11 protein-coding genes are annotated in these 12,762 nt (G+C 45.8%); all 11 read right to left on the reverse strand.

The window, feature by feature from the left end:
* Positions 1 to 34: 34 nt before the first annotated feature.
* Positions 35 to 1,687 (reverse strand): ABC transporter permease, encoded by a 1,653-nt coding sequence (locus BMW45_RS26940; protein ID WP_092251035.1) that lies wholly within the window; start codon positions 1,685 to 1,687, stop codon positions 35 to 37.
* Positions 1,681 to 2,760 carry an ABC transporter ATP-binding protein gene (locus BMW45_RS26945; RefSeq protein ID WP_092251036.1) on the reverse strand — a complete coding sequence of 360 codons (1,080 nt, stop codon included), beginning with the start codon at positions 2,758 to 2,760 and terminating at the stop codon, positions 1,681 to 1,683. Before BMW45_RS26945 ends, BMW45_RS26940 begins: the two co-directional genes overlap by 7 nt.
* Positions 2,761 to 2,876: 116 nt before the next feature.
* A complete protein-coding gene (locus BMW45_RS26950) occupies positions 2,877 to 3,992 on the reverse strand; it encodes an ABC transporter substrate-binding protein (RefSeq protein WP_092251037.1) in 1,116 nt (371 codons plus the stop codon).
* A 281-nt stretch (positions 3,993 to 4,273) separates the two neighbouring features.
* Positions 4,274 to 4,900 (reverse strand): VOC family protein, encoded by a 627-nt coding sequence (locus tag BMW45_RS26955; protein ID WP_092251038.1) that lies wholly within the window; start codon positions 4,898 to 4,900, stop codon positions 4,274 to 4,276.
* Positions 4,901 to 4,941: 41 nt separating this feature from the next.
* Entirely contained in the window at positions 4,942 to 6,693 is a 1,752-nt protein-coding gene (locus BMW45_RS26960) for an ABC transporter ATP-binding protein (RefSeq protein WP_092251039.1), read from the reverse strand.
* Positions 6,686 to 8,509, reverse strand: a complete 1,824-nt coding sequence (locus BMW45_RS26965; protein WP_092251040.1) for an ABC transporter ATP-binding protein — start codon at positions 8,507 to 8,509, stop codon at positions 6,686 to 6,688. The genes BMW45_RS26960 and BMW45_RS26965 overlap by 8 nt, the downstream gene beginning before the upstream one ends.
* Before the next feature lie 129 nt (positions 8,510 to 8,638).
* The gene (locus tag BMW45_RS26970) at positions 8,639 to 9,256 is read right to left on the reverse strand and encodes a TetR/AcrR family transcriptional regulator (RefSeq protein WP_092251041.1); all 618 of its coding nucleotides are present in this window, start codon (positions 9,254 to 9,256) and stop codon (positions 8,639 to 8,641) included.
* Positions 9,257 to 9,399: 143 nt separating this feature from the next.
* Positions 9,400 to 10,269 carry a cysteine ABC transporter substrate-binding protein gene (locus BMW45_RS26975; protein ID WP_092251042.1) on the reverse strand — a complete coding sequence of 290 codons (870 nt, stop codon included), beginning with the start codon at positions 10,267 to 10,269 and terminating at the stop codon, positions 9,400 to 9,402.
* Positions 10,270 to 10,297: 28 nt separating this feature from the next.
* Complete coding sequence (locus BMW45_RS26980) at positions 10,298 to 11,050, reverse strand: amino acid ABC transporter ATP-binding protein (RefSeq protein ID WP_092251043.1); 753 nt, start codon at positions 11,048 to 11,050, stop codon at positions 10,298 to 10,300.
* Between the two features lie 4 nt (positions 11,051 to 11,054).
* The gene (locus tag BMW45_RS26985) at positions 11,055 to 11,732 is read right to left on the reverse strand and encodes an amino acid ABC transporter permease (protein WP_025233718.1); all 678 of its coding nucleotides are present in this window, start codon (positions 11,730 to 11,732) and stop codon (positions 11,055 to 11,057) included.
* Entirely contained in the window at positions 11,713 to 12,372 is a 660-nt protein-coding gene (locus BMW45_RS26990; protein ID WP_092251044.1) for an amino acid ABC transporter permease, read from the reverse strand. Before BMW45_RS26990 ends, BMW45_RS26985 begins: the two co-directional genes overlap by 20 nt.
* Between the last annotated feature and the right edge of the window lie 390 nt (positions 12,373 to 12,762).

Below are 12,762 nucleotides of genomic sequence, written 5' to 3' on the forward strand. Positions count from 1 at the left end.
TGCCCAAAGCCTTCCTGTGAAACCTTTGGATGGACTATACAACCGAAACCTTTCCCTTGCTTACCTTTAGGAAAATGAGCAGGGAGATGACTGTACTGACCGTTAATATGGAAGCCAGTGCCGCCGCCGTACCATAGCTGTTCCGGACAACTTCCGTATATATGGCCACGGATATGGTACTTGTCTTGCCGCCGTAAAGCATAACGCTGGAGGACAGCTCATTGATGCAGGTGATCCAGCTTAATATGGCTCCTGACAGGATACCCGGGGCCATAAGCCTTGCTGTCACCTTGGCAAAGGTTTTCATGGGGGATACGCCCAGACTGATGGAGGCCTCTTCCACACTGGGGTCCATCTGCTGCAGGAACGCACTGCCCGACCGTACCGTATAAGGCAGCTTCCTGACTACAAAGGCTATAATCATAATAGCGGCAGTACCCGTAAGGATCATGGGCTGCTTATTGAAAGCCACGATCAGGCTGATGCCCAGTACCGCGCCCGGAATGACAAAGGGGAACATAATGAGAAGATCCATAAGCTGTCCTGCTATCCCTTTCTGACGCACTACGATGTAGGATATCAGCATGCCCAGTATGATAATGAATACAATGGCTGTGGCAGAGAATACGAACGTATTCCGGATATTGGTCCACAGTCTGTTAAAAATCGTCACATAGCTTTCGATACTGAAACCTTTTTTGAAACCTGTAAAATCACTCTTTATAAAGCTGCTGACCACCACCACGATCTGGGGAAGGATGCCGATACATGTCACCAGCATAACCGGCAATGTTACCAGGAAGCGCTTGAAACCGTGAAGCTGCTCTTCCTTAGGCGGTCTCATGGCCGTCATGACATAATTTTTTCTGGTCACAAAATATTTCTGCAACAAAAGCACCGTAGTCGAACAGAGTACCACAATCACGGACAGGGCGCTGGCCAAATGAGCATTGCCCCCGATCTCACTCATATATTCGTTGTATACTAACACGGGAAGAACCATATAGCCTTCGCCGATGAGCATTGGCGTACCGAAGTCCGCAAGGCTGGTCATGAATACCATAATGGCTCCCGCTGCGATGGAGGGCAGAATGACCGGTATGGTGATGGTCAAAAGCCTGCGAAGCTTGTTGCTTCCCAGATTTTCCGCCGCCTCCTCAAGGCTTGAGTCAATGCTTCCCATTGCCCCTGATGTATATAAGTACACATAGGGAAACAGCTTGAAGGTAAAAACAAGAATAATGCCCAGCTTTCCATAGATACTTGGAAGAAAGATCCCGATGCTTTCAAAAAAACGTGTAACAAAGCCAGCACGCCCGAATAGCATGATCCAGCTGTAAGCGCCGATAAACGGCGGGCTCATAAGGCTCATTATGATGAATATATGGATAAAGCGTTTTCCAAAAATGTTGTATCTGGACATCAGATAGGCCATGGGCACCCCTACGACCAAAGTCGTAGCCGTGGTGACAATGGAGACGAACAGGCTTCGCCCAAGAGAGGAATAATAATACTTTTTCGAAAAAAACCGGATGTAGTTCTCAAGGGTAAAGCCTTCCACCTTGCCGGAGAAGAAGCTTCGCGTAATCAGGGTACAGAAAGGGTAAATCAGAAACAGCAGCATGAAGCCTACCACCACCACTTTTACCCAAAACCAGAAGTCAAACTTCCATCCTTTCTTTACCATGATATCACCTCCTGGGTCTTAGCATCGTATACGCCTACCGCACTGATATCAAAGTTCACCCGCACTTCCTGACCGTCCGGCCGCAAGTCGCTGGCATCCTTTGTGTATTCATTCAATTGAATGGTCTGCCCGTTGTTCAGCTGTATTTCATACTCAATGAAATCTCCCAGGAAAGTGGAAATGACGATCTTACCGGGAAGCCCTTCCTTTTCATCGAAAAACAACTGCTCCGGCCTTGCAGAAATGATCCCATTTCCTTTGTAGGCGGATTTCAGCTTACATGTCAAGCTGCATTCCCCCTTAATATTTAATACGGCTTTCTCCGGATCGCTTCCATCCACTTCACAGTCAATAAAATTAGATACTCCGATGAATCCGGCTACAAAGGTATTCGCCGGCTTCTTATAAATCTCTTCCGGAGATCCTACCTGCATGATGTTGCCTTCCTTCATGACTGCGATCCGGTCAGAAATAGCCAGAGCTTCCTCCTGATCGTGGGTAACGTAAATGGTGGTGATCCCAAGCCGTCTCTGCAGCTTTTTAATTACCGTTCTCATCTGTACTCTGAGCTTTGCATCTAAGTTGGATAAGGGCTCATCCATGAGAAGCACCCCCGGCTCAATGACAAATGCCCTTGCAAGAGCCACCCTCTGCTGCTGGCCGCCGGAAAGCTCATTGGGTTTCCTGTCCTTTAGATTTTTGATCTGTACCAGGTCTAGGGCTTCCTCCACCTTGCCGGAAATCTGATCTTTTGGATATTTTTTTGCTTTCAGACCGTAAGCCACATTCTCCGCCACGGTCAGATGGGGAAAGATGGCGTAGTTCTGGAACACCATTCCGATATCCCTCTTGTGGGCATCCAAGTTGTTGATTACCCTGTCATCAAAGCAAATCTCACCGCCATCCACTGTATTAAATCCTGCTATCATACGAAGCAGAGTTGTCTTACCGCATCCGGAGGGACCAAGTAATGTGAAAAATTCTCCCGGCTTCATCTCCAGATCCACCCCATTAAGTGCTGTAAAATCACCGTATTTTTTCACGGCCTGTTTAATAATTACTGCATGGCTCATACCTTTCGTTCCTCCTTAAACCTTCGTTGCATTTCTGTCTGTTACAGTAAAAGACTGTCCTGTCCCCGAAGGGCCGGGACAGTCTTTTTCGTCAGAATGTATTCCTATCCTTTTTATTAGTCGACCATAATGTCATTGAATTTCTCAATAATAGCTTCCTTCTCATTTGCTGCCCAGTCAAAATCATAATCTACCAGCACGATATCCTGTAATTTAGCCATTCCTTCGCCTACTTCCATGTCGCTTCTTACCGGACGGCGTCCCCAGTTCTTGCTCTGCTCTGTCTGGCACTCTTTTGATGTAACGAAATCGATGAACAGCTTTGCATTCTCCTCATTGGGAGCGCCCTTTACAAGAGCTACACCATCTGGTACTGCACTGGTTCCGTCTTTGGGATATACGAATCCAACCGAAGGATCATCTTTATACTGAACTGCGGATTTCTCAAGGGTCAGACCTACGTAAAACTCACCGTCTGCAACCATCTTGTGGCACTTACCGGAAGAGTCAACAATCTTTCCATCCAGATTGTCATATAATTTCTTGATGAAATCCCAGCCGTCTTCCTTGCCGCCATGGCCCAGGATCATGGTACAAAGCTGTGTGTACGCGGAGCCGGACTTAGATGGCAGGCAGTATGCGATCTTGCCTTTCCATTCAGGCTTTGTCAAATCTTCCCATGTCTCGGGAATGGCAAGGCCATCCTTCTCGATTAAGTTCTTGTTATAAAAAATGACCATAGGCAGTGGGCTTTCACCGATCCACATGTCCTGGGTGTCCTTATAAGCATCGCCGATGAACTCGTCATTGGCACATACATAGGGAGCGAAATGATCCTTAAACGCTGCCAGTGAGTCTGCACCGCCGCCCCACAATACGTCTGCAATAGGGTTAGCTGACTCCGCTGCAATACGGTTGCACAGTTCTCCTGTGCCGGCCGCAACAACTTCCACCTTAACATTTGGATACTTTTCCATGAATAAGTTCACGCCTGCATTGAGCGGGTCCGCATCATGGGGAGAATATACGACAACGGTTCCTTTGTAATCCTCCGGTGCCTTTGCTGCGTCTGCTCCGTCCTTGGACTCCTCTGCCTTTGTTTCGGCAGAAGCCGTCGTCTCTGCCGTCTGGGGAGCTGCCGTTGTTTCTGCAGGTTTTCCGCCACCGCTGCAGGCAGATAAGCTTAATGCCGCCAGTGCTGCCAGTGAAGCTGTTAATAATCTTTTTTTCATAAATAACCTCTCCTTTATTAAATTATTTTAGTTCACGCTTATATGGAAATGTTTAATTCCTATGGTCTAATTATAAGGTTTTGATGTGCACTTTTCCATTTAATATTCTTACATTTCTTTTGTCATCCTGAACTTTTGCACTATTTTTCATTGTTATTGCAAACATACATGTACACAATACATAACTCCAACCCATGAAAGCCGCCCGGCGCCACTGGATCAGATCACATGCCTGTCATCTTGTTCTCAAAAAAATAAGCCGCCAAAAATGGCGGCCTAATTTATATTTCCCTAACTGCATATTCAAATTCCAGATCTTTAATTCCTCTCCCTATAAACAGGGTCAATACAGGATCGTCACATAGTTCCTTGATAATTGGTATCAACTCTTCCCTCGTTCCGAAGGATATGTTCTTAATTCTTCTTATACCGTTCGGGTGTATAAAGTTCACAGGTTTCGGATCAATGTTAAAATAAGTCATAAGGAAAGGAAGCTGCATCTCATCCGGAAACAGGCACGTAAACCGTAATTTTCTTCCCTTGGTATCATTCCTCCGTGAAAGCATTTCAAAATATCCCTGCTTATACTTTTCCAGGATCCCCTTTTCTTCCCTTAAATCTGTTTTATAGTTCTCAAGGGCGACTCCGCATGGGCCCCCTTTATGGTTATCCCAATCATTCAGGCGGTCTGCCAATTTGCTTTTTCCGAACATTCGCAAAATCCTCTTCATGATTTCCGGCATTCCGGTTGAAGCAAGCAGTTCCAGATAGGGACCTTCGGAAAAATAAATAATTGCATTATATGGTTTTTTCTTTGTCCCATATTCCACTACGAATCCCTTTTCCTTATATTCTTTTACTGCCCGGTGCAAGTCATCTACCTTATATACAATATGGCTGGTTTTCACCTGGATCACTCCTCCTATCTGTTATGGGGTAATTTTACCCCTTAGACACTCCATCCCAGGCTTTCCTGCTGGATCCTATACAGCCTTTCATAAAGCCCCTTGTTGTTCATCAGTTCCTCATGAGTACCTTCCTCAGCCAGTCTGCCTTCATTGAGCACGATAATCTTATCCGCCCCTGATATGGTCCTTAAACGGTGAGCAATGACGATTACCGTTTTGCCTTCGATCAGCCTGGAAATTGCCTGCTGGATCAGCGCTTCATTCTCTGGATCAAGGGAGGCGGTTGCCTCATCTAAAAGTACGATAGGTGCATTTTTTAACAGGGCCCGGGCAATGGAGATACGCTGCCGTTCCCCTCCAGAAAGTGTGCTGCCGTTTTCTCCAAGCGTTGTCTCATATCCCTGGGGCATAGCGCTTATAAATCCGTCACAGCAGGCGGCCTTTGCCGCTTCCATAACCTGTTCCTCCGTAGCCTCCATGTTTCCGATGCGGATATTATTATAGACTGTATCGTTAAACAGCACCACATCCTGGAATACAAAAGACATATAGCTCATCAGATGTTCCGGATCCAGGGTTTTCACATCAATTCCGCCAATCTTCACGCTGCCCTCATTCACATCCCAGAACCGGGCGATCAGCCTTGAGATGGTGCTTTTCCCACAGCCGGAAGGGCCCACCAGAGCCGTGATGGCGTCGGAGGGAATGGATACGGACAGGTTTTTGATCACCCTGTCTTCCCGGGATTTTTCCATGTTATAGCCAAAGGTAACATTCTCAAATTCAATATTCCAGTGTTTCAGAGGCTTAACGCCCTCACCATCCATGACCGGAACAGCCATAAGGGTACGCATCCGTTTTGTGGCAATCCGATGGTAAAACAATTCCGGCAAAAGGGTAAATTCCACAAGGACCGGGCCGTAAATCCTGACGACGATGACAAAGAACATGAGCATGGGGATGAGCTGGATGCTGCCCCCTGTCAGCAGATAGGTTCCGACAAAAACGGTCAGCCCCACACCTGCCTGTAAAATCATCTGAGCTCCGGTGACAAAAGTTCCGGTGACAAATTCCATTTTGATTGCCATTTTCTTCATCAGGCGCAGAGCATCATCTAGCGCCGAAAATTTTGAACCGTCTAAGCCACAGGCTTTTATAACCTTAATCCCCTCTAAATACTCCTGCACCTGATCGGAAGCTTTCAGTTTTGCTTCCACCTGCTTCTCGCTTAATCTTGCCTGAATCTTTTTACTGCCTAAGATGACAAGCAGCGCAGCTGGTACAGTGATGAATACGGAAAGAGCCATTCTCCAGTCAAAAAGAGCCATCATCACACAGATAATAGAAATGGAAATAGCATTGGCACTCAGCTGAGGGATGACGTGGCTCAACACATGCTCCGTAGTGGAACAATCAGCCATAATGTTTGTGGTCAGCTCGGAAAGGTCCTTTGCGTTAAAAAAGCTCATAGGCAGCTTCCGGATCCGTTCTGCAACACTGATCCTGGAATTTTCTGCTTCCAGATAAGAAGTGACATAGGTTTTTTTATAGTCGTTTTTACTTGCAAGAAATACAAGCACTGCAGAGACAAGGCCGCATCCGAATAAAAACCACATCCTCGTCCAGGAAATCTCCTGGGCCATCATCGGCTTTAAAAGCTCGGCAAAAACCTGAATGGTCACTGCAAAGGGAAACATGAGTGACAGATTCGTGATTGTGCAGGCGACAATGGCCTTCTTTAAATCCTTGTAGCCTTTATCCGTAAGCATCAGTGATTCCTTCCAATTATACATGTTCTTTCACCCCCTTTCTATCCATCTTCCAGTCAAGAGCTTTCGTATATACATTCCACATATCAGAATATTTCCCCCGTTTTTCCAGTAATTCATCATGCCTGCCCTGCTCCATAAGGCAGCCCTTGTCTACTACTATGATTTTATCCGCGCTGCGGATGGTTGACAGGCGATGGGCAATCATGATTACCGTCTTCCCATGCATCAGCTTCTGAAACGCCTGCTGGATCAAATGTTCGTTCTCTGGATCGGAAAATGCTGTTGCCTCATCTAAAAGAACAATTGGAGCGTCTTTTACAATGGCTCTGGCAATTGCAATGCGCTGCTGCTCTCCGCCTGAGAGATGGACGCCCTTTGCACCTATGACCGTATGATATTTTTCCGGCAGCTTTTCAATGAACTCATGGCACTGTGCCGCCTTTGCCGCAGCAACCACCTGCGCATCAGTGGCACTCTGATTCCCCAAACGGATATTATCCATAATGCTTTGCTTAAAGAGAAACACATCCTGGAATACAAAGCTGACCTTTTCCATCAGATATTCATTTCTCATATCCCGTACGTCAACGCCTCCGATTTTGATCCTTCCCTCTGTTACATCGAAAAAACGTGGAATGAGATGGGCAATGGTGCTTTTGCCGCCGCCGGATGGACCAACGATTGCGGTGATCTGATTTTCCTCCGCCCGGAAAGAAATGTCAGAAAGTGCCTGGGCCTCCTGACCGGCATAAGAGAAGGATACGCTTTCAAATACAATCTCATGACTGGAAATTTCCTTCGGTCTCTGGGGATTCTTAAGGGGAGGCGTATTCAGAATTTCATCCATTCGCTCCACACCGCCAATGATCTGCATCCCGCTGGTAGAAACATACATGATCTTCATCAAAACAGAGGCAATGGATGGCACAAAGATCAGGTAAAAGATAAAAGTGGCTGCATAACCAGGATAATCCGTTGTATGCAGTCCGATCAGAATACCAACCGGGATCAGGAATAAATAAATGTTATTGATGACCGTTTGAAAAGCGGACATATAGTTTTCCCAGCTCATGGTATAAGGAATGACCATTCGGGTGTATTCCTTAATGGCGCTGTGCATCCGGCGGAAGGAGAACACCGTTTGCTTAAACGCCTTGACTACAGTGATTCCACGGACATACTCCACGGATGCATTGTTCATATCCTCCAGGGCGCTCTGGTAGTTTGCCATCATGGTTTTCGCCCCGTCATTGCCATAGGCTTTAATCTGGATTGCAAAGGCAATGACAATGCCAACCACAGCCGCAAGCCCAAATCGCCAGTCTACTGCCAGAAGAATGATGAACATGACCACCGGAGCTACAAAGGAAGCCACCAGATCAGGAAGCTGGTGGGCAATGAATCCTTCGATTTTCTCAATGTTTTCATCCATGATCTTACGCAGTTTACCGCTGCCGACCAGCATATGAAATCCCAGAGGCAATCCGGCAAGGTGGGAAGCAAAGTTCACTTTCAGCTCATACAGCGTACCAAAAGCGGCAAGGTGGGAACATATCAAAGCTGCAAAGTACAGCAATACATTAAGAAGGATTCCCCCAAAGGCCAGCCACCCGAACCCAACCGTTCTTTGCAGATCAAGATTCTCAAAGTCAGGGAATACTCCCATGACTTCCCTCACCACAAAGTAAATGGCGATATAAGGCACAAACGAGGCGATAGATGCCAGCGCCGATAAGATCACCGAGGAGACCATAAGAGGCTTTTTGGTAGCCGCAAGCTCCATCAACCTTGCCATGCCGGTTTTGGGCCTGGCAGCCGCAGAATTAATTTGTTTCATGATAAACCACCTTTCTAGGTAAAATGTAACTGCTTTTTAATAGCAACTCCCTGTATCAAATTGGTTAGCTTAAACTAACCATTATGTAAAACTTTTTTGTTCGAAGGAACCGAAAACAGCTCCACTACATCAAAGTCCCATAATCTTCTTCCACCCTGCGTGCTGGAAGGTCCCCAGAACCAGCGAGTAGGAAAGAGCTTTTTCCCTTGGGACATCATGGGCCACAAACTCTAAAATATGCTGGAAAAATGATCGGGATAAGATGTGGATCAAGGTGCCGTCAATATCCATAACCTCATGCCCCGATTCTTTCATGGCATTGATAAAATCCCAGCTTGATTTCTCTTCGATTTTAACCAGCTGAGCGAAATAGCTATCACAACCTCCCGCGCTGTTCTTACAAAAAAACAGCTTGAATATATCAAACCGGTCATAAATATAGTTGATCATCCAGGGAATCGTATCATCGGTAATATGATCCAGGGAAGCCGCCTGCTCACCGGGAGACAGACCTGCAAATTCGTCATGAACCTGTCTGTACTTTTCCAGGAGCCCATCTGCCGCATCTCCGGTCAATGCATCAAAAAGCGCCTCCTTGCTTGGGAAATACCCATATATGGCTCCTGTTGTAACAGAAGCCTCCCTGGCAATCCTTCTTAGGGAAGCCCCCTCATAGCCATACTCCAAAAATTCCTTTCTGCCCGCCTCCAAAATGGCAAGATGTGTATCTTTTACCTGAGCGCTCATCGTTTCTCCCTTTTTATAACGCTGTTATATAACAATGCTATTATGAAATAAAAAAAGCAGGACGTCAAGACGCCCTGCCGGTTATTTTTCTCATTAAGTTCTTATTAAGCAGCTGATGATATTTTTTCTCAGTTTCTTGTATCTTAAACCTGGCCGCCTTCCACAACCAGATTTTCAGGATCGATCTCATCTCCATATACAGGCTTTAGAGTCTCCTCAAAATCCTTATGGAAGAACTGCTCCTTGCCAAGAGTTTCGATCTCGCTGTTGATCCAATCCAGAAGATCCTTATTTCCTTTCTGTACGGCCGGAGCAATGGTATCCAGATTTCCAATGGACTCAATTCCTACCGTGAATCCCTTATTCTGAAGAGCCCATGCAAGAACTTCCGTATTATCGGTAGAGAAGGCATCTCCTCTTCCGTCAAGAAGAGCGTCATAAGCTTCCTGATACTCATCAAACTTTAACAGCTTTATTTCCGGATGATTTTCGGAAAAATAAGTTTCAGCCGTAGTTCCCTTTACCACGATAAGGGTCTTATCCTTTAATTGTGCCACATCGTTAATCAGAGCTGCATCAGGAGATACGACACCAAGAGCCACCTTCATATAAGGAAGTGCGAAATCCACCTGCTCCTTTCTCTCGTCAGTAACAGTGAAATTAGCCAAAATCACATCCACCTTGGCGGATTTTAAATATTCCACCCGGCTGGCAGCCTCTACATATACGAATTCAACCTTATCCTCACTTCCAAGTAAATCTTTTGCCAGCCGCTTTGCAAGATATACATCATAGCCCTGGATCTTTCCGTTGGAATCCACATATCCAAAAGGATTCTTGTCGCTGAATACGCCGATTTTAATGGTTCCGGATTCCTTGATCTCGGATAAGGTTCTTGCCTTTGCAGCTGCCCCTCCGGTGTTTCCTCCATTGTCCTTTGCCTGGCCGCAGCCTGCCAAAAGACCTGCCACCATAGTAATGCCTAATAATGCACCTAGTAATTTCTTCTTCATAATTACATCCTCCATTTCATTTTTTATTTTATAACGCTTCGTAATGAAACGTATTTAAAAACTGTTTTGCCCGCTCTGTCCGGGGTGAGGTGAAAAATTCATCCGGCAGGCTCTCTTCCACTACAACGCCATGATCCATGAACAGGACACGGTCAGCCACCGCCTTAGCAAATTCCATTTCATGTGTGACAATGACCATGGTCATTCCGTCCTTTGCCAGTTCTAACACCACCTGCAGCACCTCCCGTACCATCTCCGGGTCCAGGGCTGCCGTGATCTCGTCTAAGAGCAGGATCTCCGGATGCATGATAAGCGCCCGTACAATAGCCACTCTTTGCTTCTGCCCGCCGGAGAGCTGCCTGGGATAAGAATCCTTTTTATCCAGAAGCCCTACTCTGGCCAGAAGCTGTTCTGCTTCCGCTGTCACCTCTTTTTTATCCCTTTTCTGCACCTTTATAGGAGCCAGAATAATATTTCCCAGAATGGTCTTATGTGGGAATAAATCGTAACTCTGGAATACCATGCCGATCTTCTGTCTTATTTCATAAACATCCCGTTTGCCCCTGTCAATGATCCGGTCCTTAAACTGAATGGTACCGGAATCAATAGGCTCTAGCATGTTGAGACATCGTAAAAAGGTACTTTTTCCGCAGCCGGAAGGTCCTACGACCACCACTACCTCTCCTTTTTCCAAGGTAAAGGAGATATCCTTTAAAACCGGCTGCCCGCTTTCGTAGGACTTCCTAAGATTCTCTGTCTTTAAAATCATTTCCTGACTCATATTATCAATCCTTTAATTTTTTATCTAGCAGGGCAGCAGCCCTGGAAAACGGGTAACAAATCACAAAGTACAGAATGAAGATCACTCCGTATACCCAGAGGGCCGCATCAGGTACCGTGTACCTGGAGGAGTCAATGATCTGTTTTCCAACCTTAACCACCTCAATCACACCGATTAGTACAACAAGAGAAGTGGTTTTGATCATTCTCGTCAAAAGGTTCATGACCGACGGAAGCAGCCTGCGTACCGTTTGGGGAATCACAATATACCGGTACACTTGAAGCTCCGTCATTCCCAGACCAAAGCCGCTTTGATACTGATGAGCCGGTATGGATTCCAGAGCGCTTCGCACCAGATCTCCCATTTCTGCCGTCCCCCAAAAAGTGAATACAATGACCGCGGCCATTTCACCGGAAAAATTCACATTCAAATGCTTTGCAGCTCCAAAGTAAACGAGAAACAATAGAACCAGCTGAGGCATGATCCGGACTGTCTCCAGATAAATCCTTGTAAAAAACCGGACCGGCCTTTTTTTGCTGGTCATCACCATTCCTAGGAGTATTCCAAGTCCCACGGATAAAAACATGGATAAAACTGCGATCTTAAGTGATACCAGGAGACCGCCGAACAACCGCAGAAAATTATTTCCCTCAAACAGTATTCTAATTCCCAAATTCTGCATAGCGGACCCTCCTTTCTATCCAGGAACAGAATAAGGATATCGGCAGCAGGATGATTAAGTATGCTGCCACCAGCATTAAGAGGGCCTCATCTGTTTTATAATAAATTCCTATCAGATCCTTTGCCACAAACATTAAGTCAGCCAGTGCAACCGCACTGAATACCGATGTTTCTTTTATAAGAAATATGATGTTGGCACAAAATACAGGGACCGAGGTGGTAACCGCCTGAGGAAGGATGATATACCGAAAAACCTGCTCTCTTGTAAGTCCCAGGCTGAGTCCCGATTCTGACTGGATGACCGGTACCTGTTCAATTCCCGTGCGGAATGCTTCCGCCATGTAGCTTCCTCCTAAAAATGCCAGCCCTGTGACTGCACAGCTTTCAGAGCTTAAAACAACACCGATTTTAGGAAGTCCGAAGTATAAAAAAAACAGCTGGATCAAAAGAGGCGTATTTCTGGATACCTCAATATAGCCATTCACAATACTCTTTAACACCGGTATCTTAAAAATCTTAACCAGGCTACACAAAAGGCCAATGGCTGCTGACAGCAGGATCCCCAGAAAAGATATTCGAAGTGTCATACCTGCCGCCTCTGCATACAACGGCATATAGGCACGAATAAACTCAAAATCCATGATTATTCCTTTCTCCCTCCTTTTTACTTATGTGATCCATCCATTACCTTCCTCCCTTTTTATATTATCAAAAGCAAAAGACGCTTTCGATGATCGGATGGACGGGCTTATAGACAGCCCTTTTATCTTCACCTGCAATACAAGTTCCGATAAGTACTATATTAATAAATGCAAAAGGAAGCAGGTATACGCATATACCTGCTTCCTTCCATTTATTATTCCCTATGTCTCAGGATAACATTTGGAAATCAGATACCAAAACGCACACGTAAATAAACTGTATCTCTTCTCATGAAGCATCTACAGCAGCAACAATTCATCATAAGATTCATGTTACATACGCAGTTCGTTTTCATATCGTTTTGATTTCTCCTTATACATACTAAACAT

The sequence above is a fragment of the Lacrimispora sphenoides genome (assembly GCF_900105215.1).
Lineage (GTDB): Bacteria > Bacillota > Clostridia > Lachnospirales > Lachnospiraceae > Lacrimispora > Lacrimispora sphenoides_A.

Bases quoted from the DNA above. Each gene is read 5' to 3' on its own strand.
- BMW45_RS26950 (WP_092251037.1), bottom strand. From the start codon at position 3,992: ATGAAAAAAAGATTATTAACAGCTTCACTGGCAGCACTGGCGGCATTA.
- BMW45_RS26960 (WP_092251039.1), bottom strand. From the start codon at position 6,693: ATGTATAATTGGAAGGAATCACTGATGCTTACGGATAAAGGCTACAAG.
- BMW45_RS26940 (WP_092251035.1), bottom strand. From the start codon at position 1,687: ATGGTAAAGAAAGGATGGAAGTTTGACTTCTGGTTTTGGGTAAAAGTG.
- BMW45_RS26980 (WP_092251043.1), bottom strand. From the start codon at position 11,050: ATGAGTCAGGAAATGATTTTAAAGACAGAGAATCTTAGGAAGTCCTAC.
- BMW45_RS26965 (WP_092251040.1), bottom strand. From the start codon at position 8,509: ATGAAACAAATTAATTCTGCGGCTGCCAGGCCCAAAACCGGCATGGCA.
- BMW45_RS26985 (WP_025233718.1), bottom strand. From the start codon at position 11,732: ATGCAGAATTTGGGAATTAGAATACTGTTTGAGGGAAATAATTTTCTG.
- BMW45_RS26945 (WP_092251036.1), bottom strand. From the start codon at position 2,760: ATGAGCCATGCAGTAATTATTAAACAGGCCGTGAAAAAATACGGTGAT.
- BMW45_RS26990 (WP_092251044.1), bottom strand. From the start codon at position 12,372: ATGGATTTTGAGTTTATTCGTGCCTATATGCCGTTGTATGCAGAGGCG.
- BMW45_RS26975 (WP_092251042.1), bottom strand. From the start codon at position 10,269: ATGAAGAAGAAATTACTAGGTGCATTATTAGGCATTACTATGGTGGCA.
- BMW45_RS26970 (WP_092251041.1), bottom strand. From the start codon at position 9,256: ATGAGCGCTCAGGTAAAAGATACACATCTTGCCATTTTGGAGGCGGGC.